The sequence below is a fragment of the Chryseobacterium sp. CBo1 genome, assembly GCF_001693475.1.
In the GTDB taxonomy this organism is placed as follows: Bacteria; Bacteroidota; Bacteroidia; order Flavobacteriales; family Weeksellaceae; genus Chryseobacterium; species Chryseobacterium formosense.
Window position 1 is genome coordinate 121,924 of sequence record NZ_MAUH01000071.1, and the last position, 26,321, is coordinate 148,244.

Annotated in this window: 24 protein-coding genes; 15 read left to right on the top strand and 9 right to left on the bottom strand. The window is 34.5% G+C overall.

The annotated features are described in order from the left end of the window. The first annotated feature begins 152 nt into the window (after positions 1-152). The 14 genes from BA768_RS20690 (at position 153) to BA768_RS20760 (ending at position 18,105) form a co-directional block, all read left to right on the top strand. The gene (locus BA768_RS20690; protein ID WP_065722275.1) at positions 153-2,333 is read left to right on the top strand and encodes a glycoside hydrolase family 97 protein; all 2,181 of its coding nucleotides are present in this window, start codon (positions 153-155) and stop codon (positions 2,331-2,333) included. 270 nt (positions 2,334-2,603) lie between these two features. Beyond that, the gene (locus BA768_RS20695) at positions 2,604-3,599 is read left to right on the top strand and encodes a bile acid:sodium symporter family protein (RefSeq protein ID WP_065722276.1); all 996 of its coding nucleotides are present in this window, start codon (positions 2,604-2,606) and stop codon (positions 3,597-3,599) included. A gap of 30 nt (positions 3,600-3,629) precedes the next feature. Beyond that, on the top strand, positions 3,630-4,160 hold the full coding sequence (locus tag BA768_RS20700) for a nuclear transport factor 2 family protein (RefSeq protein WP_065722297.1): 531 nt from the start codon (positions 3,630-3,632) through the stop codon (positions 4,158-4,160). A gap of 251 nt (positions 4,161-4,411) precedes the next feature. After that, positions 4,412-5,140: a pirin family protein gene (locus BA768_RS20705; RefSeq protein ID WP_065722277.1), complete on the top strand. Its 729-nt coding sequence runs from the start codon at positions 4,412-4,414 to the stop codon at positions 5,138-5,140. A gap of 225 nt (positions 5,141-5,365) precedes the next feature. Continuing rightward, positions 5,366-5,917 (top strand): NADPH-dependent FMN reductase, encoded by a 552-nt coding sequence (locus BA768_RS20710; RefSeq protein WP_065722278.1) that lies wholly within the window; start codon positions 5,366-5,368, stop codon positions 5,915-5,917. 267 nt (positions 5,918-6,184) lie between these two features. Continuing rightward, a complete protein-coding gene (gene purM, locus BA768_RS20715; RefSeq protein WP_034676955.1) occupies positions 6,185-7,177 on the top strand; it encodes a phosphoribosylformylglycinamidine cyclo-ligase in 993 nt (330 codons plus the stop codon). Between the two features lie 149 nt (positions 7,178-7,326). After that, entirely contained in the window at positions 7,327-7,893 is a 567-nt protein-coding gene (gene purN / locus BA768_RS20720; RefSeq protein WP_065722298.1) for a phosphoribosylglycinamide formyltransferase, read from the top strand. Positions 7,894-8,221: 328 nt separating this feature from the next. After that, positions 8,222-9,739, top strand: coding sequence for a bifunctional phosphoribosylaminoimidazolecarboxamide formyltransferase/IMP cyclohydrolase (gene purH, locus BA768_RS20730; protein WP_065722280.1), 1,518 nt, complete (start codon positions 8,222-8,224; stop codon positions 9,737-9,739). 89 nt (positions 9,740-9,828) lie between these two features. Then, positions 9,829-11,067 carry a phosphoribosylamine--glycine ligase gene (gene purD, locus BA768_RS20735; protein ID WP_065722281.1) on the top strand — a complete coding sequence of 413 codons (1,239 nt, stop codon included), beginning with the start codon at positions 9,829-9,831 and terminating at the stop codon, positions 11,065-11,067. A 314-nt stretch (positions 11,068-11,381) separates the two neighbouring features. After that, positions 11,382-12,911 (top strand): glutamine-hydrolyzing GMP synthase, encoded by a 1,530-nt coding sequence (gene guaA / locus BA768_RS20740; RefSeq protein WP_065722282.1) that lies wholly within the window; start codon positions 11,382-11,384, stop codon positions 12,909-12,911. 86 nt (positions 12,912-12,997) lie between these two features. Next, positions 12,998-13,834, top strand: a complete 837-nt coding sequence (gene pheA, locus BA768_RS20745) for a prephenate dehydratase (RefSeq protein WP_034673430.1) — start codon at positions 12,998-13,000, stop codon at positions 13,832-13,834. 67 nt (positions 13,835-13,901) lie between these two features. Beyond that, positions 13,902-14,603 (top strand): hypothetical protein, encoded by a 702-nt coding sequence (locus BA768_RS20750; protein WP_065722283.1) that lies wholly within the window; start codon positions 13,902-13,904, stop codon positions 14,601-14,603. Positions 14,604-14,946: 343 nt separating this feature from the next. Further along, the gene (locus tag BA768_RS20755) at positions 14,947-16,596 is read left to right on the top strand and encodes an ABC1 kinase family protein (RefSeq protein ID WP_065722284.1); all 1,650 of its coding nucleotides are present in this window, start codon (positions 14,947-14,949) and stop codon (positions 16,594-16,596) included. Positions 16,597-16,752: 156 nt separating this feature from the next. Continuing rightward, on the top strand, positions 16,753-18,105 hold the full coding sequence (locus tag BA768_RS20760; RefSeq protein ID WP_065722285.1) for a DEAD/DEAH box helicase: 1,353 nt from the start codon (positions 16,753-16,755) through the stop codon (positions 18,103-18,105). A 32-nt stretch (positions 18,106-18,137) separates the two neighbouring features. On the opposite strand, the gene BA768_RS20765 is transcribed toward BA768_RS20760, so the two are convergent. The 9 genes from BA768_RS20765 to BA768_RS20805 form a co-directional block, all read right to left on the bottom strand. After that, complete coding sequence (locus BA768_RS20765; RefSeq protein WP_065722286.1) at positions 18,138-18,581, bottom strand: lipocalin family protein; 444 nt, start codon at positions 18,579-18,581, stop codon at positions 18,138-18,140. Positions 18,582-18,639: 58 nt separating this feature from the next. Then, positions 18,640-19,107: a hypothetical protein gene (locus BA768_RS20770; RefSeq protein WP_065722287.1), complete on the bottom strand. Its 468-nt coding sequence runs from the start codon at positions 19,105-19,107 to the stop codon at positions 18,640-18,642. Between the two features lie 3 nt (positions 19,108-19,110). Beyond that, entirely contained in the window at positions 19,111-19,770 is a 660-nt protein-coding gene (locus tag BA768_RS20775; RefSeq protein WP_065722288.1) for a GDSL-type esterase/lipase family protein, read from the bottom strand. Between the two features lie 62 nt (positions 19,771-19,832). Continuing rightward, the gene (locus BA768_RS20780; protein WP_034673442.1) at positions 19,833-20,291 is read right to left on the bottom strand and encodes a lipocalin family protein; all 459 of its coding nucleotides are present in this window, start codon (positions 20,289-20,291) and stop codon (positions 19,833-19,835) included. Between the two features lie 178 nt (positions 20,292-20,469). Beyond that, positions 20,470-21,633: an iron-containing alcohol dehydrogenase gene (locus BA768_RS20785; RefSeq protein ID WP_065722289.1), complete on the bottom strand. Its 1,164-nt coding sequence runs from the start codon at positions 21,631-21,633 to the stop codon at positions 20,470-20,472. A gap of 91 nt (positions 21,634-21,724) precedes the next feature. Next, positions 21,725-22,276 (bottom strand): WG repeat-containing protein, encoded by a 552-nt coding sequence (locus BA768_RS20790; protein WP_065722290.1) that lies wholly within the window; start codon positions 22,274-22,276, stop codon positions 21,725-21,727. Positions 22,277-22,293: 17 nt separating this feature from the next. Further along, positions 22,294-22,548, bottom strand: a complete 255-nt coding sequence (locus BA768_RS20795; protein ID WP_123947155.1) for a hypothetical protein — start codon at positions 22,546-22,548, stop codon at positions 22,294-22,296. Between the two features lie 4 nt (positions 22,549-22,552). Then, positions 22,553-22,966 carry a hypothetical protein gene (locus tag BA768_RS20800; RefSeq protein ID WP_065722291.1) on the bottom strand — a complete coding sequence of 138 codons (414 nt, stop codon included), beginning with the start codon at positions 22,964-22,966 and terminating at the stop codon, positions 22,553-22,555. Positions 22,967-23,113: 147 nt separating this feature from the next. Next, positions 23,114-23,518: a membrane lipoprotein lipid attachment site-containing protein gene (locus BA768_RS20805; RefSeq protein WP_065722292.1), complete on the bottom strand. Its 405-nt coding sequence runs from the start codon at positions 23,516-23,518 to the stop codon at positions 23,114-23,116. Positions 23,519-23,647: 129 nt separating this feature from the next. Between BA768_RS20805 and BA768_RS20810 the strand changes: the two genes are divergently transcribed. Continuing rightward, positions 23,648-26,182 (top strand): phosphoenolpyruvate carboxylase, encoded by a 2,535-nt coding sequence (locus BA768_RS20810; RefSeq protein WP_065722293.1) that lies wholly within the window; start codon positions 23,648-23,650, stop codon positions 26,180-26,182. Positions 26,183-26,321: the final 139 nt, after the last annotated feature.

A 26,321-nucleotide genomic window follows, 5' to 3' on the forward strand; every position in this document is an offset into this window, starting at 1 on the left:
ATAAACGCAGTGGAAATTTAGGCTAAACAAAGCCGTTTCACTTATTTTCGGGATACAAAGATTTATATAAAAGATAAAAAGAATGTTTATTTGATTTATTACTAATTGTTGATGCTAATTTTTTATTTTTAAACTTTATAAAATTCGATAAGATGAAAATTACAATTGGCGCAGTTTTACTTACCATGATGTTTGCGGGTGCTAATGCGCAGTCGTTGAAATCTCCCGATGGAAAATTTGAAATGAATTTCCAGCTAAAAAATGGAGTACCTTTTTACAATTTAAAATATAACGGAGCTACGGTTGTTGAAGATTCCAAATTAGGATTAAGGCTTTTTAAAGATACTTCGGTAACATTTGCTTCCGAAATTGCTAAAACTGAAGATGCGAAATTTGATTTAAATAATGATTTCGTTAAGACTTCTGAAAAAAGAGATTCGAAAAATGAAACTTGGCAACCGGTTTTAGGCGAAAAGAAAAATTATATCAACCATTATAATGAATTGGCGGTTACGCTGAATCAAAAATCGACTGACCGAAGTATTGTAGTGAAATTTCGATTGTTTAATGATGGTCTAGGTTTTAGATATGAATTTCCACAGCAGAAAAACTTGAATTACTTCGTCATCAGAGAAGAAGATACAGAGTTTGATTTTCCGACAGATATGAAAGCTTGGTGGATGGTTGCCGATTACGATTCTCAGGAATACAAATATCAGGAAACCAACATCTCAGAGATTCCCCAAAAATGGGATAAAGCTTTTGATTCTAATGCGTCTCAGAAATTAATTAAAAATGCAGTTCAGTCACCGTTAATGTTGAAAAAAGGAGCAAATATCAGCTGCTGGTCAAATAAAAAAGAACCGGAATTGTACATCAATATTGCAGAAGCAGCAGTTTTAAATTATCCAGCGTCTCATCTTGAAGTTGATGCTCAGAATTTTAAATTTAAAACCCATCTTACGGCAGACCGACAAGGTGCAAAAGGATATATTCAGACTCCTTCTGTGACACCTTGGAGAACGATTATCGTTTCACCAAAAGCAGAAGAGTTGATGGATTCTAAAATGCTTTTCAATCTGAATGAACCTACAAAATACACCGACACTTCTTACATAAAACCTACAAAATATATGGGCGTTTGGTGGGAAATGATTATCGGAAAATCGCAGTGGGCTTATTCTACAGCAGATAATGTACATCTTGGAGTAACCGATTTTTCTAAATTAACACCCAACGGAAAACATGGAGCCAATAATACAAAAGTTAAAGAATATATTGATTTTGCCGCTGAAAATGGTTTTCAGGGATTGTTGATTGAAGGTTGGAATGTCGGTTGGGAAGACTGGTTCGGTCATTCGAAAGAATATGTTTTTGATTTCCTGACGCCTTATCCAGATTTTGATATTAAAATGTTGAATGAATATGCTCAATCTAAAGGTTTAAAATTAATCATGCATCATGAAACTTCCGGTTCGGCAACCAATTACGAAAGATGGGCAGACCAAGCTTTTCAGTTGATGAATAAATATGGTTATACCTCTGTGAAAACAGGCTATGTGGGCGATATTATTCCGAGAGGGGAACATCATTATTCTCAATGGACTATTAATCATTATTACAGAATCGTAGAAAAGGCCAATGACTATAAAATTATGGTCAATTCTCATGAATCGGTTCGTCCGGGAGGAGAAAGCCGTACCTATCCGAATTATATTTCAGCAGAAGCCGCCCGTGGAACTGAATATGAAGCTTTTGCAGGAAACAATCCCGACCATCAGACAATTCTTCCGTTCACACGATGGATAGGTGGTTCGATGGATTATACTCCTGGAATTTTTCAGACCAAATTAGATTATTATTTTCCGGGAGATCAACGTTTTGTGAAAACAACTTTGGCAAAACAGTTAGCGTTGTACGTGACGATGTATATGCCTTTGCAGATGGCTGCAGATTTACCTGAAAACTACAAAAAACACATGGATGCTTTCCAATTCATCAAAGATGTTGCAGCAGATTGGGATGATACCAAAATACTTTCTGCAGAACCTGGAGATTATGTGATCACGGCAAGAAAAGCAAAAGGTATAGAAAACTGGTTCGTAGGTGGAATTACCGATGAAAACAAAAGAGAATATACCGTAGATTTTTCATTTTTAGACAAAGGAAAAAAGTATGAAGCGATAATCTATGAAGACGGAAAAGATGCAGATTATATCGACAATCCTCAGAGTTATAACATTTACAAAAAACAGATTAACAGCAAATCTAAAATCAATTTTAAAATGGTTCGAAGTGGAGGTTTTGCCGTTTCTATAAAACCAATAAAATAAATAATTCGTAATTTTAGAGTCCTTAAAGCCAAAAACTTTAAGGATTTTTCTTTCTAGTGCATGATATTTTTTAACCGCAAAAGTCACAAAAGATTTATAATGAAATAAGTTATTCAAAAGCTAACAAAACAAAACATAAATGAAACCTTTACATTTTGTAAATTTTTGAAATTCTAAATTTTTTCAATTATTACTTTTGATTCTTTTGCGGTTAAAAAGACATTTTAAGTTTTTGTCAGATACCAAAAATTTTATTTTAAATGATATTTAATGAAGCTGATTACTAAAATTTTTACCAAACAGAACATTTTTCTTTTTCTGCTTGTTGCCATGGTTTTACTTGCGAAAATCTTTCCATTCGAACAAGCTTACAACCAGTATTTTAATCTTTCCGGATTTATCGATTGGGGAATTGCCGGAATTTTTCTTTTATATGGTTTAAAATTAAATTTAAAAGAAGTTGTAAAAGATGTTTCCAACTGGAAATTGCATTTGTTGATTCAGTCTGGAACTTTCCTCTTATTTCCTTTATTGGTTTTGATTTTTTATCCATTCATCAAAGATTCAGAATATTACAATATCTGGCTTTCTGTATTTTTCCTGGCGAGTTTACCCTCAACGGTTTCTTCGTCTGTTGTCATGGTCTCGATTGCTAAAGGAAATGTGACTTCAGCGATTTTTAATGCGTCAATTTCAGGCTTGATTGGAATTATTATGACACCGCTTCTGATGAGTTTTTTCTTAGTTTCGAATGCATCTTCAGGAAATCAGACGCAAATTATCGAGCAGCTTTTAATCAAAGTCTTATTGCCGATTATTTTAGGGGTTTTATTAAATCCATTACTGAAAAAATGGGTAACAAAATATTCAAATATTATCGCAGAATTTGACCGACTGATTATTTTATTGATTGTGTATGAAAGTTTTTCGAGTGCATTTATAGAAAATATTTTTGCTTCGGTTCCTTCTTTGGTGTTTGTTATTTTGGCTTTCAGCGTGGTTTTCCTGTTCTTTTCAGTCTATTATATCCTTAAATTTTTCGCTGAAAGATTAAATTTTAAAGCAAAAGATGTTATTACAACAACATTTTGCGGTTCAAAAAAATCACTGGTTCACGGAAGTTTGTTTCTGTTGGTTTTAGGAATTCCGGATGAACAAAAAGTGTTGTTTCTGCTTCCTGTAATGGTTTATCACAGTTTCCAGTTGTTTTATGTAAGTTGGTTGGCAAACAGAATTGCAAAACGTATGGAATTGGTCGAATTTTAAATTTGATTATATTTAAAGAAAATTATGATTATGAATAGAATAAAATTATTCTTTGCTTTAACAATCTTTCTATTTACTTTTTCAAACTTTTCAGCGCAATCTAAAGACGCAAAATTTGAAAATGAAAAAACAGTCATTTCAAAAATGCTTGATGATTTCAACGTTGCTGCAGCGAATGCAGAATATGAAAAATATTTTGATTTCTACGCAGATGAATCAACATTTATCGGAACAGATGCCACCGAAGTTTGGAACAAACAGGAATTTAAAGTTTGGGCTAAACCTCATTTCGATAAGAAAAAAACATGGAATTTTACGTCCTTGAAAAGAAATATTTATTTCAGCAAAGACGGAAAGCTGGCTTGGTTTGACGAATTATTAGATACTCAAATGAAAATCTGCCTTGGCTCGGGAGTTTTAGAAAAAATCAATGGACAATGGAAAGTAAAACAGTATGTGCTTTCGGTAACAGTTCCAAACGATGTGGTCGATAAAGTAGTTGCTGAAAAGTCAGCTTTGGAAGATGTTTTGTTACAGGAATTAAGGTCTTCTAAAAAATAAAACAGCATTGAAAAAATTAGTAAAATCATCAATAGGAGCGGACTTTAGTCCGCTTTCTTATTTTGAAGGAATAAAGGCTTTAGCCAAAACTTACATCAAATCTAAAAGGTTTAAAATTCACTTCTAAGAAAATTAGCCATTCACAATTGACAAAAATCCTTTCTTACCTTAGATCAACAACTCTAAATCCTGTAAGCGGTACCTTTGTATCATAATTAATAGCAATAATAATTAAATAACAAATAAAGGATATGAAAACAGTATATCACAAAGCAGATTCAAGAGGTCACGCCAATCATGGATGGCTGAATTCTTACCATACATTCAGTTTTGCAGGCTATCAAAATAGAGAAAGACAGAATTTCGGAGTCTTGAGAGTGTTGAATGACGACACTGTTTCTCAGGGAATGGGTTTCGGGACGCATCCTCATAGAGATATGGAAATTATTTCCATTCCATTAGAAGGTGATCTGGAGCATAAAGATTCGATGGGAACTGCTGCGGTAATCAAAAAAGGTGAGATTCAGGTAATGAGTGCCGGAACCGGAGTTCAGCACAGCGAGTACAACAAAAATAAAGATGAAGAAGTAAAATTCTTACAGATCTGGATTTTCCCGAGAGAGGTTGGTGTTGAACCAAGATACGATCAAAAGAGCATTAAAGAAGGCGAAAAAATCAACGGATTCCAACAGATTTTATCACCCAATAAAAACGATGACGGAGTTTGGATTCATCAGGATGCATGGTTTAATCTGGCTAATTTTACCAAAGGAAATGGTAAAAATTATACATTGAACAAAAAAGGAAATGGGGTATACGCTTTTGTATTAAAAGGAAGTGCAAAAGTGGGCGATAGAATTCTGAATGAAAGAGACGGTTTAGGAATTTGGGACACCCAAAGTTTCAACATCGAAGCAACAGAAGATACAGAAATCCTTTTAATGGAAGTTCCGATGGAATTACCGGCATATTTAAAATAAGTTTAACCGCAAAAGTCACAAAAGCTTTATTTGAATAGTTTTAGAATATTCTAAAAAGTGAATCAAAAGTTCATAAAAGAATAAAAATCAAAGATTTTTAGAACTTATGTGTTCCTACTTCGCAGTTTTAAATTAAACTAAAATTACTAAAGTGTTAAAATCTTTTGCGACTTTTGCGGTTTAAAAAATAAAGTAAGATAATATATTATAAATTCAAATTATACAATGAAAATTTTAGCAATCGCCGGAAGCAATTCCGAGACATCAATCAATAAACTCTTAGTTTCTTACGCAGCATCATTAATCGAAAATGCAGAAGTAGAAGTCGTAGACATGAACGATTTTGAAATGCCGATTTACAAGCATCAAAGAGAAGTAGAAAGCGGGGTTCCGCAACAAGCAGTAGATTTTGCGTCAAAAATAGATTCAGCAGATTTACTTTTAATTTCATTATCAGAACATAACGGAACGTATTCTACAGCATTTAAAAATGTTTTCGACTGGACGTCAAGAATTAAAGAAAGAGCAGTTTGGAATGAAAAACCAATGTTGTTGATGGCTACAGCTCCTGGTGGAAGAGGTGGTTTAGGAGTTTTGGAGGCGGCAGAAAAACGTTTTCCTTTGCACGGAGGAAATATTATTGACACTTTCACGCTTCCATTCTTTAATGATAATTTCGATAAAGAAGCCAATAAAGTATCTAATGTGGAGAAAGACAATGAGTTAAAAGAAAAAATTCAGAAGATTTCTGCTGTTGAAACAATCTTAGAAAAATAGCATTTGAATATTAACATAAAATTAATATCTTTGCAAAAAGAATTAGAAATGAAAATTCAGACCACTTTTAAAGAATATTCCTTCAAAAAAGGGAAAACTGTGGACTCTGAAATTCTGAGATAAAATAACGGCCGATAATCTACCAAGATTGTCGGCTTTTTTATTTTCGAAATTTAAATTTAATATACAAAAGACAGATAGATTTGAAATAGATGATTTGTGAAATCTGAAATCTTGAATCTTGAATCTGAAAACCTAAATAAAAGCATGAGCAACACGTACAAATCAGCTGGAGTAGACAAAGAAGAAGGATACAAAACCGTTGACAAGATCAAGAAAGCGGTAGGCGAAACTCACAATTCCAATGTATTGAATCATTTGGGAAGTTTTGGAGCTTTTTACGAAATCGGAGGTTACAAAAACCCTGTTTTGGTTTCCGGAACAGACGGTGTAGGAACGAAGCTGAAAGTAGCTTTAGATTCAAAAAAATACGATTCTATTGGGGTAGACTGCTTCGCAATGTGTGCGAATGACATCCTTTGTCACGGGGCGAAACCATTATTTTTCCTTGATTATCTGGCTTGCGGAAAATTAGATTCTGAAATCGCTGCAGAAATCGTTTTAGGAATGGTAGAAGCTTGTAAAGACAACAACTGCGCATTAATTGGTGGAGAAACTGCCGAAATGCCGGGAATGTATCAGCCTGGAGATTACGATGTTGCAGGATTCTGTGTAGGAATCGTTGAAAAAGACCAGATTATTGACGGTTCAAAAATTAAGACAGGTGATAAAATCATCGCTCTTCCAAGTTCAGGATTCCACTCCAACGGATTCTCATTGGTAAGAAAAGTTTTCCCTGATTTCAATGAAGAATTTGAAGGAAAGCCTTTGTACGAGACGCTTTTAGTTCCTACGAGATTATACTATAAAGATATTCATAAAGTAATTGAAGAAGTTCAGGTTGCGGGTATTGCTCATATCACGGGTGGCGGATTGTACGAAAACATCCCAAGAATTATCGGTGAAGGACTTTGTGCGACGATTGATGCTTCAAAAATCCAGATTCCAAGCATCATGGTAGAATTGGAAAAAAGAGGTGGTGTAGCTCACGAAGAAATGTTCGGAACATTTAATATGGGTGTCGGAATGATCGTGGTTGTAGATGCAGAACACGCTGAAAAAGTATTGCACCTTTTAGATGATGCTTACGAAATCGGAGAAATTACAGAAGGAAGCGAAAAAATAGATTTAAAATTTTAGGAGCTTAATCCCGCTTTCCACTATATCTTTTTCGCCAGCGCTTTTTTACAAAGCCATTCAGAAAAAGGATGCCGTTGCAATCGGGGCTAGTTAATAACAGAGAAAGCCTTGTCAAGGTTTTAAACCTTGACAAGGCTCACAAAATAAAAATGAAAAATATTGTCATTTTAGTTTCAGGTTCAGGAACCAATCTTCAGAGAATCATTGATACTATTGATAACGGAGAAATCCAGAATGCAAAAGTATCTTTAGTGGTTGCCGACAGAGAATGTTTCGGATTGGAAAGAGCAAAAAATCATAACATAGACAACGTTCTGATTCCGAGAGGAAAAAACTTCAGCAACGAATTGAGCAAAATAATCCCGGAAAATACAGATTTAATCGTATTGGCAGGATTTTTATCAATCTTAAAACCTGAGTTTTGTGAAAATTGGGTCGGAAAAATCATCAATATTCATCCTGCGTTGCTTCCGAAATTCGGAGGAAAAGGAATGTGGGGACATCATGTTCATAACGCGGTGATTGAAGCAAAAGAAAAAGAAAGTGGAGCAACTGTACATTTTGTAACTTCAGGAATTGATGAAGGAGAAGCTATTCTTCAAAAATCTTTCGAAGTAACAGAAAATGATACTCCCGAAACCGTTGCGGAAAAAGTTCATTTAGTTGAATACGAAATTTTCCCAATAGCAATAAATAAAGTATTGAATAATAATTAGCTCCCAATTATTAGCAATACAAAAATTCCCCTCCCTTGGAGGGGGTGGCAAAAATTCAAAGAATTTTTGACGGGGTGGTTAATAAATATAATGTATTAAAAGCATCCAACCTTTGCTGAGTGAAACGCCTTTGCGAACGAAAAATATTCAGCAAGAAATTTAAAAAAAACTTAGCGTTCTTTGCGTTAAAAAAAATAAACAAAACACATTTAGATTTTAATTATTTCGAAAACAAGAAAAATCTAAGTAAAAATAAAGTAAGTCCGGAGGTGAAAGACCCGGTCTACAGTTTGAAATAGCTGTAAAAAGTAAAAAAATCGAAAGTAAAATGAGCAAAAAGAGAGCTTTAATCAGTGTTTCTGACAAGAGCGGATTGATTGAATTCGCACAGTTTTTGGAATCCCAGAACTATGAATTGATTTCTACAGGAGGGACGTTCAAACATTTGAAAGACGCTGGTTTAAATCCAATTCAGATTGATGAGGTGACCAATTTCCCTGAGATGTTGGACGGAAGAGTGAAAACATTACACCCGAAAGTTCACGGTGGATTGTTGGCAGTTCGTTCAAACCAAGAGCACATGAAAACAGTTCAGGAACACGGAATTGGTCTGATTGACATGGTAATTGTAAATCTTTACCCTTTCTTTGAAAATGTAAACAAAGACATTTCTCTTCACGAAAAGGTAGAATTTATCGACATCGGAGGTCCTTCAATGCTTCGTTCTGCAGCGAAAAACTTTGATTCTGTGACGGTAATTACGGATGTGGAAGATTATGCAAAAGTAAAAATCGAAATGGAGCAAAACGGTGACACATTCATCGAAACCCGTAAAAGATTGGCAGGAAAAGTATTCAATCTTACTTCTGCTTATGATGCAGCGATTTCAAGAATGCTTTTGGATGAAGAATATCCGACATATTTAAGTGCTTCTTACAAAAAAGTAGCTGACCTTAGATACGGTGAAAACCCTCATCAGACGGCAGCTTATTATGCTTCAACTTTCGAAAACGGGGCAATGAAAGATTTCGAACAGTTGGGAGGTAAAGAATTGTCTTTCAATAATCTTCGTGATATGGATCTTTGCTGGAAAGTAGTAACTGAATTCAAAGAAGAAATGGCTTGTTGTGCAGTAAAACACTCTACACCTTGTGGAGTTGCGATCGGAACTTCAGCATTGGAAACATACACAAAAACTTTCGAGTGTGATCCTGTATCTATCTTTGGCGGAATTGTTGCAATGAACTACAAAATCGATGCTGCAACAGCTGAAGAACTAAACAAAACTTTCCTGGAAATCGTTATGGCTCCTGACTTTGATGAGGAAGCTTTAGAAATTTTAAGAAAGAAAAAGAATTTAAGAATTATAAAAATCGTTAACCCTGTTTCAGATAAGCAAACTTGGGTAAAAGTTGATGGTGGAATCTTAGTTCAGGACAACGACAGCATCTTCTCAGACGATATTAAAGTAGTAACTGAAACTCAACCTACAGAAGAGCAGAAAAAAGCATTGTTATTCTCTCAGAGAGTAGTAAAATATGTAAAATCTAATGCAATTGTAGTTTCCAACGGAATTCAGGCTTTCGGAATCGGAGGTGGCCAGGTAAACAGAATCTGGGCTACTCAACAGGCGATCGAAAGAGCAAAAGAAAAATTTTCAGGAGACTTAGTTTTAGCTTCTGATGCGTTTTTCCCTTTCCGTGATGTGGTAGATTTTTGCGCTCAGGAAGGTATTACGGCGATTATTCAGCCGGGTGGAAGTGTAAAAGATCAGGACAGCATCGAAGCTGCTAATGAGCATAAGATTCCGATGATATTTACCGGGATCAGACATTTCTTCCACTAATTAAAATAGAATTAAAAAATAATTAGAGATTGTATTTATAGCATTCAAAATTATATATTTGTAGAGTTAGACTAGATAATAAATAAAGTATGAGAATATTAATCATAGGTGAAGGTGGAAGAGAATCTGCTTTAGCAGCGAAACTTCAGAAAGATTCAAGAGTGAGTCATATGTTTTTTGCTAACGGAAATGCGACTACCGACAAGATTGGGAAAAATGTTCATTTATCAGAGATTAAAGAACTGAGAGATTTTGCAATTAAGGAGAAGGTAGATCTTACGATCGTAGGTCCTGAAGCTCCGCTTGTTGCAGGTTTGAAAGACGAATTTAAGAAACATGATCTTAAAGTTTTCGGGCCAAACCAGAAAGTGGCAAGTCTTGAAGGAAGTAAGGCTTTCTCTAAGAAATTTATGCAGACCTATGATATTAAAACAGCAAAAGCTGTAGTATTTGATTCTTATCCTGAAGCTAAAGAATACATCCAGACTCAGGAATATCCTTTGGTGATCAAAGCGAGCGGTCTTGCAGGTGGAAAAGGTGTTGTCATCTGCGAAACTTTAGAAGAAGCAGAAGCTACGGTACACGATTTCATGATCAGAAGAATCTATGGTGATGCAGGAATCCGTTTGGTTATCGAAGAACATCTTGAAGGTTTTGAAGCATCAATTATTGCATTCTCTAACGGAGAAAAACTTTTCCCGTGTATTGCTGCAAAAGATTATAAAAAAGTAGGTAATGGCGATACAGGACCAAATACAGGAGGTATGGGTTCAGTAGCTCCAAGTCCTGAATTTAATTCAGAGCATTACGCAGATTTCGAAAAAAATATTCTTGAGCCAACCGTAAAAGGTCTAAAAGCTGAAGGATTCACATTCAAAGGAATGATATTCTTTGGTTTGATGATTACCAAAAACGGCACCTATCTTTTAGAATACAACATGAGATTCGGTGATCCTGAAACTCAGGTTTTAATGGCATTGATGGAAAATAATCTGTTGGATGTTATCACCGACTGTATGAACGGAAAAGACATCGAACTTAAATTCAAGGACGAAAAAGCAGTTTGTCTGGTAATGTGTTCAGGAGGTTATCCAAGAAACATCGAAATTGGTTTTGAGATTACTGGCGAAGAAAAAGTAAGACACAGTCAGCTTTTATATGCAGGAGCAATCAAAAAAGGCGATAAAGTAGTTTCAAACGGTGGTAGAGTACTCAACATCGTGGCTACCGGTGCAACTTACGAAGATGCCCGCAAGAAAATTTACGAAGACGCAAGTCATGTACATTTCGATTACGGCTTCTACAGAGAAGACATCGGAAAGTTTTAAAATAAATCACGAAAAAAGATTTGGAGAAATCCAGGTCTTTTTTTGTAAAGATTTCATCAATAGGATCGGGCTAAAGCCCGATTTCAGAAGTGAGAGATGAAATTTGGCGTTAGCCAAAACTTACAAGATTAGTTTAAAAAATATTTGAGTTAATTTAATTTTAATAAATGCAATTTTGTCATTCCGTAGGAATCTCTGTGGTAGTGATAAAAAATTTAAAGGGTTTAGACTCCTACGGAATGACAAATACTCTTTTAAAAATTTAAATAAATTGAAACTCATCAATTATCAATCATCATTTATCAATTATAAAAATGAACAACGGTATTATCATATTAGATTTCGGTTCACAGTACAACCAGCTTATCGGAAGAAGAATCCGCGAGATGGGTGTATATTCCGAAATTTTACCTTTCAATACACCTTTAGAAACAATTTTAGAGAAACAACCGAGAGGAATTATCCTTTCTGGTGGGCCAAGTTCTGTAAATGCAGAAAACGCTCATTTGGTTCAGAAAGAATTATACGAACAGGGAATTCCTGTGTTGGGAATTTGCTACGGAATGCAGCTCACAGCACACCTTTTAGGCGGTAAAGTACATAAAGGTGTAAAAGGAGAGTACGGAAAGGCACACTTAGAAATCGTAAAAGAATCTTCTCTATTAAAAGGTGTTACCAACAATTCTATTGTTTGGATGAGCCACTTTGATGAAGTTGGAGAATTACCTGCAGGTTTTGAATTAAACGCAACATCCGGAGTAATCGCTTCGATGTCAAATGAAGATAAAAAAATCTATTGTGTACAGTTTCACCCAGAAGTTTCTCACACTGAAGAAGGAGGCAAAATGTTGGAGAATTTCGTTTTCGGAATTTGTGATGCAGAGAAAAACTGGAAACTGACCAACTATATCGAAAAAACAGTTGAAGAAATCCGTGAAAGAGTAGGTGATCAAAAAGTAATCCTAGGACTTTCAGGAGGAGTAGATTCTTCTGTAGCTGCCGTTTTAATTCATAAGGCAATTGGTGATCAATTGACTTGTATTTTCGTTGATACCGGACTTTTAAGAAAAGACGAAGATAAAAAAGTGATGGATAATTATGGAGAACATTTCCATATGAACATTAAACTGGTTGATGCGAAAGAAAGATTTCTCTCAAAGTTAGCCGGAGTTGATGATCCCGAAGCAAAAAGAAAAATTATCGGAAACGAATTCATTCATGTTTTTGATGAAGAATCTCATAAAATTGAAGGAGCAAAATTCTTAGCACAAGGAACAATTTATCCTGATGTAATTGAAAGTCAGTCGGTAAACGGACCTTCAGCAGTAATCAAATCTCACCACAACGTAGGCGGACTTCCTGAAGATATGGAATTCGAGCTGCTTGAGCCTTTGAGAGAATTATTCAAGGATGAAGTAAGAAAAGTTGGGGAAGAATTGGGAATTCCTCATCATTTGGTACACAGACATCCTTTCCCTGGTCCAGGTTTAGGAATCAGAGTTTTGGGTGCAGTTGATGCTGAAAAAGTGAGAATTTTACAGGAAGCTGACGATATTTTCATTGAAGAATTGTACAAAAACGATTTGTATGAAAAAGTTTCTCAGGCTTTCGTAGTTTTACTTCCGGTAAAATCTGTAGGAGTAATGGGTGACGAAAGAACGTACGAATACACAGCGGTAGTTCGTTCTGCAAACACCATCGACTTCATGACAGCAACCTGGAGCAGACTTCCTTATGAGTTTTTAGATACGGTTTCAAGCAGAATCATCAACGAAGTAAGAGGTATCAACAGAGTAGCATACGATATTTCAAGCAAACCACCTGCAACGATTGAGTGGGAATAATTTTGCTGTGAATTCAAATTAAATCCTGCCTTTGGCGGGATTTTTTGTTTTCAGGTTAAATGTTAAATATTTTCTACATTTGTCTCATGAAAATAGCATACCTCGGTCCAAAAGCAAGTTTCACGCAATTGGCAGCATCTCAGATTTTTCCGAATGAAGAATTGGTTCCTCAGTCGAGTATCTTAGATTGTTTCAATGCCGTGAAAAACAATGAAGTAGATAAAGCCGTTGTTCCTTTAGAAAATTCTATTGAAGGAACTGTTTCGATGACACTTGATTATCTCTATGATTTTGAGGTATTTATTGAAACGGAGTTAATTATGCCGATTGCACATCATTTAATGATTCACCCGGATAACGAAACTTTCGAAAAAGTCATTTCGCACCCGCAAGCTTTGGCGCAGACTTTCCATTTCAGATATGATCATTTTAAAGATATTCCGTCTCAGGATTTCAGTTCTACAGCAGCTTCGGCAAAATTGGTTTCTGAAAACCCACAAGAAAAATGGGCGGCAATTGCGAATCGATATTCTGCAAAACTATATGGTTTGAAAATCATTCATGAAAACATTCAGGATTTTGAACAGAATCACACCAAATTTATTGTGATTTCAAAAAGTAAGGAAAATTTAAATCTCGATTTACCAAAAACTTCTGAGAAAACCTCTTTAATTATCACACTTCCCGAAGATCACGCGGGAGGTCTTCATCAGGTTTTATCTGTATTTGCATGGCGAAAAATGAACCTCTCAAAAATTGAAAGCCGCACTCTGAAAACCGGTTTAGGAAATTACTTTTTCTTTATCAACGTTGCCAGTGAATGGCATCATGTTCTGTCACAAAATGCCATCGATGAGATTATTTCGTTGGGTTCTAATGTGAAATTTTTAGGCCATTATAACGAATATGCTTTCTCGGAGTAATTTAGTGTGGCTCAATATGTGATAATTGCTAAATTTTTTTTAATTTACATCTTCTAAATTTTCACAGATGATAGATAAATTAAAATCCAAAAATACAATAAGTGATGAAGTAAAATATGCTGCCAAACTTCTGAGTCGTGCAACATTGAGTTTTCTGAAAATTAACCTTGTCGGTCAGATTGCAATAGCTATTTTATGCATTATAACAATTGTTGTAATCATCAGCCAGACTTTTAATAATGGAGGGGGCCCTGTTCATACAAACGGACAAGCTGCTGTTTTGGTTCTATTTTTAGCAAGACCTATTTCGTTTAGTCTCACTATTCTCACTGCCTTCGGAGGTCCGTTTTTGCTTTTTAGTTTGGGAAATAAATATGTGATGACGCGTACCATCAACAGATTGATTACTGATAAAGGCGAGCAAATACTTTTCCCGATTATTGACAGAATTTTAAATAAAATTAAAGCCAATCAACCTCAGTTAATGCAAAGTGGAGTGGATAAAACCAAGCTTCGGCTTAAAGTTTTGCAGGAAATAAGAGATTCCAAAGAAAATAAATGGTTCAAAAAAATTATTGCCTTCGGATTTAAAAAAGTTGAACTCAATGAAATTGATTTTAGAAATGAAAATGTTAGTTTTACTGAGATTTTGAAAAATAAAATCATTGATAAACTAAAAGATATTTCCGAACCAAGCAGACTATTTTTCTATTTGATTTTGGGTTGTCAAACTTTGATTTTGTTGTTGACAGTTTTTAAAGTGATATAGATCAATTGAAACTCGTTATAATTTTAAATTTTGTATTTCGGAGATAAGTGAAACGCCTTTGTTTAACTTAATTCAGAAAATAGATTACAGAACCTTTGTTTGTCCTTGCGTTTTTTTAATCGCTAAGAAAGACAAAGTTTTTAGATAGATTCTTTTTTAAGATTAATAATGGAATTTGACTATGTTTTACTTTCCGATTTCACATAACAAAGAACAACTATCGTTTGCTTAAAACATCTTTAAAATATACAACGCGTTGATTAAAATATCGGAATCCAATACTAAAAATTTCAATAGGAATGATTTTTGAGCGTACTTTGCAGTTCAATTACTCTTATAAAATATGTTCGACAAGCAGCAACGAAAACTAAAAAGATCGGCAAAACTGATTTCAGTTCTCAGTAAGTATGGTTTTAAAGATTTACTGGCAAGAATGAATGGCGGTAAAAAAACGGATGAAAAGCTCAACGATTCTGATGAAGTGATTTCAAAAGGAACTGTTTACGAACGCATCCGTCTTGCTTTGGAAGAATTGGGACCAACTTTTGTGAAGCTCGGACAGACATTTAGCAATCGTGAAGATCTGCTTCCACCGGAACTGATTCAGGAGCTTCAGAAGCTGCAGGATAGAGTAGAAGTGATAGAAATGAATGTTGAAGAAATTCTTGAAAATGAATTCAATATTATTCCAAAAGAACATTTTTTAGAAATCAACCCAAAACCTTTGGCGACCGCATCCATTGCGCAGGTTTACAAAGCTACTTTGATTAACGGCGATGAAGTTATTTTAAAAATTAAAAAACCTGATGTTTTATCGGTAATTGAAGATGATTTGTTGCTGATCAAAGATTTGGTTAAATTTATTTCCACCTATTCTGAAATTGGTTCTAAATTAAATTTAAAACAGGCAATTTCAACCTTTGAAAAGTCTTTGCTTGAAGAAGTTTCTTTGGTTAATGAGAGAAACAATATCCATCAGTTTGCTTTAAATTTTAAAAACAATAAAGAAACTTACGTTCCGAAAATCTACGATGAATTTTCCAACAACAATGTGTTGTGCATGGAATTTATCGACGGAATAAAAGTAACCGATAAAGAAGAACTGCTGAAACACGGTATCGATCCTGTTGTGATTTCTGAAAGAGGCTTACAATTGTTTGTTTCTCAGATTTTGGACTACGGATTTTTCCATGCAGATCCGCATGCCGGAAATATTTTGGTTAAAAAAGATGGAAAAGTAGTTTTTATCGATTTCGGTGCAGTTGGAAAAATTCAGCCAAATGATAAAGAAATTCTTGAAAGTCTGATTGTGGCTTTTGTTGCAAAAAATTCCAATAAAATTGTTCGTTATCTGAAAAAAATGGCAGTAAGCTATGAAATTCCGGATGAAAGAAGATTTGAAAATGATGTGGAAGAAGTTTTAAATTTCGTTCACAGCACTTCTTTAAAAGATATTGATCCGAATGTGATTATCAATAAAATGAAAGACGTTCTGAAAGATAACAGACTGTATATGCCTGATTATTTTTATCTTCTATTTAAAGGAATCGGCTTAATTGAAGGTGTTGGTAGAACCATTAACCCTGACCTAGACATCGTAAAAAGCCTTCATCCGTACACGAAAAAAATGTTTACCAAGAAAATCAGCCCTAAAAAACTTCTGAAAACAGGAATGGAAAAGGTGATGGCTTTCACGGATAACGTCGATGAAATTCCCAAAGAATTACGTTCTGTTCTGCAGAAGCTGGATGATAACAGTTTTACGATTTCCAGTGAAATTAAAAATATTGAAAAGACCAATCAGTTAATCAAATCAAGTATAGTGAATCTGATTTTAGCAATGGTTTTGGGAGCAAATATGATTGCAACAGCAATTGTTTTTGTTTCGGAATCGGGGCCGAGAATTGGCGAAATGTCTTTGGTGGCGGTTTTAGGTTTTTTGTTTTCGATTATACTTTTAATAATTATTTTGTTGAGAGTTTTGCGCAAATGAAATTTGTAAAATCTTCTTTATAAGTTTACAAGAGAGAGGTTAGCTTAGATTCCTACGGAATGACAAACTTAAAATTAAAACATCTGTAAAGACTTCCATCTCCTTACATCCATCTTCCTGCTTAAAACACAAAATTTAATTACCTATCTTTGCAAAATGGAAAAACTCACTTTTGCAGATTTTGACCTTCCGGTTAAAGTTCTTGATGTTTTAGCAGATTTAAATTTATTTGAGCCTACACCAATTCAGGAAAAAAGTATTGGTCCGATTCTTTCGGGCAGAGATGTAATGGGAATTGCACAGACGGGAACGGGTAAAACATTAGCGTATTTATTACCGGTTTTAAAGACCTGGAAGTACAACAAAAGTGGAAATCCTACGGTTGTTGTTTTAGTTCCTACAAGAGAATTAGTGGTTCAGGTAACTGAAATCGTAGAAAAACTGACAGAAAATCTTACTGCAAGAGTAATAGGAATCTATGGTGGAAAAAATATCAACACACAAAAATTATTATTTAATAATGGCTGCGATATTTTGGTAGGAACTCCCGGTAGAATCATGGATTTGGCAATTGATAACGCAATTTCGTTAAAAGAAGTTCAGAAATTAATCATCGATGAGTTCGATGAAATGTTGAATCTGGGCTTCAGACCGCAGTTAACTCATATTTTCGAAATGATGCGAGATAAAAGACAAAATATTCTTTTCTCGGCAACGATGACGGAAGCTGTTGATGATATGCTCGATCAATATTTTGCAGGACCTATTGAAATTTCACTCGCAAAATCGGGAACTCCGCTTGAGAAAATTGAGCAGACTGCTATAAAAGTTGAGAATTTTAATACTAAGATTAATTTGCTTGAGCATTTACTGAAGAGCAATGAAGATATGTCGAAGGTTTTGATTTTTGCGAATAATAAAAAACATGCAGATCTATTATTTACCAAAATCGATGAGATCTTTCCCGAACAGTTTGATGTGATTCACTCCAACAAGTCTCAGAATTATCGTTTAAAAGCAATGAAACGCTTTGAAAATGAAGAAATCAGAGGTTTGATTACCACTGATGTAATGGCGAGAGGTTTGGATATTTCAGATATTACACACGTAGTCAACTTCGAAACACCTGAAGTTCCGGAACAGTACATTCACAGAATCGGTAGAACAGGTAGAGCAGATAAAGATGGTAAAGCAATCACTTTCGTGACAAAGAAAGAAGAAACTTTAGCACTGGATATAGAATTATTGATGGATAAGGAATTGGCTTATGTTAACTTCCCTGAAACAGTGAAAATTAATCCTAAGAAAATCGCAGCTGAAGAAGATCAGATCGTGATGAAAAATCCGGCTCAGGTAAAACTTTTTGATGGAGGCGGTGCTTTCCATGAGAAAAAGGATAAAAACAAAAAAGAAAACTGGGGTGGCCCTTCTAAAAGAAAAGCTCCCAAGAAATTCGGAGCCAACAGAGCGCAACAAAAAGCGATTTCGAAATCTAAGAGAAAAAAATAAACAAAAAACACTTCCATTTGGAAGTGTTTTTTTTATCTTGCTAAAACAAAAATGACTTTATCATCTATACCGTCACCATTTCTGTCGTCATATTCACTCACTATTTGTAGTTCATTTACTGTACGGCTTACGATTTCAATATCTTCACCCTCAATCACTAATTTTTTTGCATTATGATCATAAGTATAAGGAACCGTATCTATACCTGTGCTTACACAATTATCACTTGTATTTAATTCAAATATGTTTGAAACCAAAGTATTATTCGATTTAAAATCAAATGTACTTGTTGAATAACATCCCGAATAAGATGTATTTGATAGTGTAACTCCGTTATTTCCCGAAACTACGATTTCCCTTGAAGGATGCCATATTCCTACGATTGAAAACTCTTCAGTTTGATCGTCATCATCATTGGAACAAGAATTAAAAACAAATCCTGAAGAAATAATGGCAAGTAAAAAAAACTTTTTCATAATAAATTTTTTGAAGTACAAATAAATGAAATTTTATCCAATAAATGTGAATTTTTAATTATTCATCATCTTCGTAAAGAAAATTAAGTTCATCGTCACGCTGAATATAATCTCTTGAAATTCCAGGTGGATTAAAAAGTCCCCAATCGTCTACAATAAAATGTTTGGGATTAAAACCTTCCACCCATTCAGCAAAAAGTATTTTAAATTCTTCTACCAGATCACGCACAATTTTATAATATTTGGCATCTTCAAAACCAAACATTTCCAGAGTATTTCCATCTACCAAAATATCTCGTGCCGCTTTTCTTATAATAGCTGCATTTTCCATTTTAATATCATAAAGCTTTACGGCTTCGGCACCGGAAATTTTAGCCATCATTATCATACTGTCTCCTAAAAGATTTGTTTTAATTTCTTTCAGATATTCATTGTCTTCGGGGAAAAGATTAGTAATGGTTTTTAAAGCTTTGTAAATTTCTTCAGCTTTTTTAAAAATGGGGGTATTTCTCGAGGGACGATCCATATTTTATTTCATATATGGATTCATCACTGAAGTCCAAAATTGGTAACCTTCAGGAGTCATATGCAGCATATCTTCTACGAAAAGATCTTTTCTGATATTTCCGTTTGCATCGTTCATCACTTTGGTAATGTCTATGAAATCAGCATTTTTTTCTTTTTTCATAAACTTTGCGATCTTTTTGTTGGCTTCTTTCATCTGTGGCCAAAGATGTTCTCTGCTCGGAGAATATTTTATCGAAATATAATCCACCTGAATATTCGGAAACTTCTCACGGATTTTTTTGTAGAATGTTTTGAATCGTTCTACGACAACATCTGCTTTGAGTTTGGCATCATCAGCAAAATCGTTTTCCCCGCAATAGACAATAATCTGTTTGGGCTGATAAGGTTTTAGCAGATCTTCTGAAAAGTAATTAAGATCCGTTAATCTTGAACCCCCAAATCCTCTATTGATAATAACTTTACCTGGAAAATAATCTGAAACATCCTGCCATTTGGTGAAAGATGAACTTCCTAATAAAAGAATTGAGTTTTGTGGTGGTGGAGTTTCCTGATCAAGTTTTTTGAAATCCTGAATATCTTGCCAGAACATTGGCTTTTTTTCCTGAGAGAAAATCAGGGTACATGCGAAAATCAGTAATAATACTGAAAAAATCTTCTTCATTGTTTCTAAATTTTAAAGGAATAAAGATAATAAAAAACTCCCGGAATTACCGGGAGTCTCGTTTATCTTTTGTACGTTGTGTACGTGTAATCTATTACCAGATCTCCGTCCTGATCGATATTGTCGCTCATCGTCATTGTTTTCAGTTCAGAATTGCTTAGGATAATTACTTGGTAAGGTCTTTCGTTATCATTATCGAATTTCGTTACAAGTACTTTCTTTTCGCTGTCATAGCTGTATGTACCTTCAGTTTTTGTACTGTTGCAGTTTGCACCCACTCCTGTAAAAGCGTTGTAAGAAAGATAATAATCTGTTCTGAACTCGACAGTGTTTTTTGTTTCGCAACCTGATGGAATCATGGTATTGATAACCGTTTTATTGTCAGCTCCGGAAATTACTTCAGTTTTTACAGTTTTCCATTCACCTTTTAGCATATCCAATTCATATCCCTGAACGTCGTCATCTTCACATGATGTTAATGCTAATGCAGAAAAGGCAAATAAAAGTAGGTGTTTTTTCATTTTCACAAATTTAAGAATGTGCTAAAATATAAATAAATTTGTAATATCAGTAATGAAATTGAGGTTTTTTAAGCTAAATTTTAGATAAAAGATAAATTTCTGTTTGATGTAGGAAGATTAACATCAGATATTGTTTGTAAACTCTGTAATTTAACATTTATCAAGCATCATCTGTCGACTAATAACTCATTTCAACAATTTTATAAGCATCTTGCGGGGTAAGTTTTTTATATTCACCCAAACCAACCCAATTTCTTTCTGTGAAGGCCTTTTCAACGCGTTCAGCTGTTCCTGTAAAATCTTTAGTGTAATCTGAAAGCTTAGTTTGAATATTTAAACTATGGAAAAATTCTTCCAGCTTTGTAATCGCCAGTTCTGCTTTATCTTCTGTGCTGCCTTCCGAAATTCCCCAGACTCTTTCTGCATATTGCGCCAGTTTACCTTTTTTTGTTTCAAAATTATAACGGTAATGCGATGGTGCAATCACGGCTAAAGTTCTTGCATGATCGATTCCGTAATAGGCGGTTAATTCGTGTCCCATTGCATGAACAGCCCAATCGGTGATTACTCCTTTCTGAATCAATCCGTTTAAAGCCATTGTACAACACCACATGAAATTGGCTGCGGCATCATAATCAAATTCTTCAGCCATCACTTTTGGAGCGGCATTCTGAAGACTTATCAAAATACTTTCGGCAATTCTTTCCTGAAGATCAGCAGAAGAAGGTGCGGTCATATACTGTTCCAAAACATGAGTGTAAGCATCAGCAATTCCATTGGCAATTTGTTTTTTAGGAATTGATCTTATAACCTCCGGATCCAAAACTGAAAACTGCGGAAACAATCCGGGTCCGCCAGAAGATAACTTTTCATTGGTTTCTCTTCTAGAAATTACATATCCGGAATTCATCTCAGAACCTGTAGCCGGTAAGGTTAAAACCGTTCCGAAAGGCATTCCTTCTCCTTCAAAAGTTCTTACAGATTTTTTAAGAATTTCCCATGGTTCTCCATCGTAATTTGCTGCTGCTGAAAGAAATTTTACGCCGTCAATCACAGATCCGCCTCCTACGGCAAGAAGATAAGTTATATTATTTTCTTTAATGTACCGTAAAGCATCGATAAGAACCTCATATTCAGGATTGGCAGGAACTCCACCAAATTCATATAACTGATGATCTTTTAAAGCTTCTTTTACCTGATCATAAACGCCGTTGCTCTTAATACTTCCGCCGCCATAGATCATTAGAATTTTTGCATCAGTTGGGATTTCTTTTGAAATTTTAGCAATTTCACCTTTTCCGAAAAGTATTTTTGTCGGATTTTTAAACTCGAAATTAAGCATTGTCTAATTTATTTTTATCAAATGTAAGAAGACATTCACAAAATCTGAGTTAATAAAATTTTAAAACTTGAATGATTTAATTTTATGCAAACTATTGATATTTTGCTTTGATTTCATTTAAAGTATAAGTAGTTGGCAAAACCTCTTTTCCGTTGGTGTCGATCATCCCGAAACCATGTGTGTAATTTTCCACCAAGGCTAAATCTTTTGTGATTTCATCAAATTTTCCGATTTTAAGATAAAGCGGGCGGGCGATTTCCTTCCCTTTGTTATCAATGAATCCGTAAAGCCCTGCAATTGATTTTACAAATGCCAAGTTAGGATGAATATTGCCGAAAACTTCTATTTTATCATATTCTGCGGGTGTTACCAAATTACCGGATTTATCGATTAAACCATAGAGTCCGGTAACTGATTTCACAACTGCAAAATCAGGGTGAATTTTTCCAAACTTTTCAATTTTTGAATAAATCGGAGACACAATCTGCTTTTTGTTTTGATCGATAAAACCATAATTTCCTGAATCTGTTTTTACCAAAGCCCAGTTTTCTTTATAGTCACCATATGAGTAAATCTTTTTATACTGAGCACTCATTTGGGATGTAAAGAATGCGAAAATGGAAAATAAAATAAGTTTTTTCATGGTGAATGAATTTTTATTTACAAATATTTAGATTTTCGGGATTTAATTTCAGCATTGATTTGGTTGAGAATCATCAAGGTGGGCATCAAAGTAAAAAAGCTGCCAAACGCTACAGCAATCAGCGCAAAATTACCTGTAATTACCGCAAAATAAAAAAGTATGAAACAGGCAATGAGCATTACAATACCAATTCCTATTGCTGCACCCTGAATCATTTTTTTCTTAGATTCTAACTCTTCCAAACTTCGTTCTGATAATTTATTTGCTTTCATCATTTTAATCCAATACAATTCTATAATATCCGTTTTCTTTTGTAGCTGTTACATTTTCAAAATAAATCTCATCAATCTGAAAGCCGTCGCAATCTGTTGTCACAGACGAAGATCGAACTGAAAAATCAAATAATTTGATGCCTGAAACAAATTGATAATGTTTGGTTCCGTTGTAAGATCCTATTTTTTCAACAATTACCTTATAATCAGCTGTTTTTGTAAGAGGTATCCCGGTATAATTCCCGTTTCCTGCATCTTCCTGTATGGCAAAACTACCAAGCTGATTGTTTTCAGTAAGATTTTCTCCAGAACTATTCACAAATTCAAAAACAACCTTTTCCGGAGCAGTGTAGCAATCTTTCTTGCATGAAATAAAAAATAAGAAAAAACACAGCAACAGCATGACTTTCTTGAGCATAATCTGGATATTTTGTATTTGAATCTTACGAAACTACAAAAAATAAGGGAATTTTTAAATTAAAATTCCCTTAATATTGAAAAAATATTGATCTTATTTTGTTATTAAATCGCTCTTATTAAGGTATAAATCATTTCATAAATAAAATTATTGCAGTACAATCTTATAATATCCGTTTGAATCAATCACATCAATGGCAATCCCGGTAAATGTCAGTTTATTGATTTGATAGCCATCGCAACCTCCTTTAAATTCTGACGATTCTATTGAAAAGTCAAAATTTTTGATATTAGAAAAGAAATTATAATTTTTTGTACCATTGTAAGCGCCCACGTTTTCCAGAAGAACTTTATCATCATCAGTTTTGCTGAGCTGTACTCCGGCCTGATTTTCTTCATTAATGGTATAAGTGGTAAGTGTTCCGTTTGTGATAAGATTTTCACCATTAGAATCAACAAACTCAAAAACGATTGGTAGTGGTGGATTGTAGCATTCTTCGCCACAAGCAGTGAGAAGAATAGTGATTAAAAAGAAAGCAAATATTTTTTTCATAGGATTGATGCTTTATTATGTGATTGCTAACAAGAGTTATTTCCAAAATTAATTAATATTAATGCAATAATTTAATATTTGTTTTAAATTCTTATTGTTATTTATCTGTAAAATTCCCACATTTGTTGTATGATACACGACAAACGCGCAGAAAAATTCAGGCAGATCGTGGAAAATAAGTTCCAGATCTACAATTCATTATTTATGAGCCTTCCTTATGATAAAATGACGAATATCGGGATGTTGCTTCCGTTTCTCTGTGAAGAAAGTAGAATCGGTTATGATCAGGGAAAAACTCCGGTAGAAATTGTCGAAGAATTTTTTAAAAATCACACCGATTTGGAAACTGAGGAGCAAAAGCTTGAATTGCTTTTTAAAATTATTCAATATATTGAAAGACAGGTAGTTTTGTTTGATAGCATTGAAGATGCCGCATTTCCTAATCTCCATTCAGAAAGTGACAGCGGAACGGTTATTAATCTTTACGAAAGATCATATCACGACCACAAGCTTGAGAAAGTACGTGAAAAACTGAAGGATTTCTCTGTGAAAGTTGTTTTTACGGCACATCCTACTCAGTTTTATCCGAATTCCGTTCAGAGAATTTTGCATGATCTGAGAAATGCAATAACGACCGATTCAATTACGAACATTGATGCACTTTTACAACAGTTGGGAAAAACTCCTTTTGTTAATAAAGAAAAACCCACTCCGATTGATGAAGCAATGAGCATCATTTATTATCTGAGATATGTGTATTATGATTCGATTGGTGAACTTTTCACCAAAATAAAATCAACATTCAATAATGATCATTTTCATTTGCATGAAGATCTGATCCAGCTTGGATTCTGGCCGGGAGGTGACCGCGACGGAAACCCGTTTGTAACGGCAGATGTCACAAAAAGAGTGGCGGAAGAACTTCATTCAGCCATTTTGAAAGCATATTACAATCATTTAAAATCGGTTAGAAGAAGATTGAGTTTCAGAGGAGTTTCTGATGCTTTAACGAAGCTAAGCAATGAACTGTATTCGGCTATTTTCAGAAGCGAAAAAATAACAGCAGACGATATCATCAATAGAATTGAAGAAGCAGAAAAGATTCTTGTAGAACAGCATAATTCATTATTTATTGAGGTGTTGCTTGATTTTAAGGATCGTGTGAAAATCTTCGGAACTCACTTTGCAACTTTAGATGTGAGACAAGACAGCAGAATTCATCAGAAAGTGATCGATACGGTTTTTGAAAAGCTTAATGGAAATAGCAATTCATCTTTTGAAGATAAATTTAACCAATTAATTCAAACCTCAGAAAAAGTGAATCCTGATGATTTTGAAGATATTGTAAAAGATACTTTACTGACGGTTTCTCAGGTTTCAGAAATTCAGCAACTGAACGGATTGAGAGGTATGAATCGTTACATTATCTCCAATTCTGATGCGGTAAAAGATGTGATGAATGTGTATGCATTTTTTAAAATTTGCGGTTATCATGACGAGGAAATCAATATGGATATTGTTCCGCTCTTTGAAACAATGGAAGGTCTTGCAAATGCTGAAAATGTAATGAACGAATTATATCAGAATCCTATTTACAAAAAACATTTGGAAAGAAGAGGAAATCAGCAGACCATTATGCTTGGCTTCTCAGACGGAACAAAAGATGGCGGTTATCTGAAGGCAAACTGGGAAATTTATAAAGCAAAAGAAGTTTTAACCAAATTATCAGAAGAAAACGGAATTAAAGTCATTTTCTTCGACGGAAGAGGCGGTCCACCGGCAAGAGGTGGTGGAAAAACCCATGATTTCTACGCTTCCCAGGGAAAAACAATTGCCAATAATAAAATTGAACTTACCATTCAGGGGCAAACGATTACTAGTATTTTCGGAAATAAAGAACAGGCGAAATACAATTTTGAACAGCTTCTGACGGCCGGAATAGAAAATGATGTTTTCAAAAATTCCAAAAAAGATTTAACGGAAAAAGAAAGAGCTTTAATCATAGAATTAGCTGAAATCAGCTATCAGAAATATTCAGATTTAAAAGCGCATCCGATGTTCGTTCCTTATCTTCAGGAAATGAGTACCCTTGAATATTACGGAAAAACAAATATCGGAAGCCGCCCTTCAAAAAGAGGAGGTAGTAATGAGCTGAAGTTTGAAGATCTCCGTGCAATTCCATTTGTGGGGTCATGGTCTCAGTTGAAGCAAAATGTTCCCGGTTTTTTTGGTTTCGGATTTGCAATGCAGGAGATGAAAGAGCAGGGAAGATTTGAAGAAGTAAGAGAACTTTACAAAGGTTCAGACTTCTTTAAAACACTTGTTTTAAACTCGATGATGAGTATGAATAAAACGTATTTTCCGCTGACCTATTATATAAAGGATAATCCGAAATTTGGGGCTTTCTGGAATGTTTTATTTGATGAATATTCACTTTCTAAAGATATTATGTTGGAATTGACCGGATTTAAATTACTTCAGCAGGAAGATCCGCTTTCCAGAAAATCTGTTAAGATCCGTGAGCGCATTGTTTTGCCTTTATTGAGTATTCAGCAATATGCTTTGATGAAGATTCAGAAGGGCGAAGGTAACAAAGAAGCGTATGAAAAACTGGTGACACGCTCATTGTTTGGAAATATCAACGCAAGCAGAAATTCGGCTTAAAAAATTAAACAAACCCGTAGTGCATTATAAAAAAAGTTATTCATGTTACAAAAATTTGTAAATTGTATTGACTACCAATCAAATACATTCATGAATAACCTAGATGCAATTTACGATTTTATTCTCACAAAATTGAGAG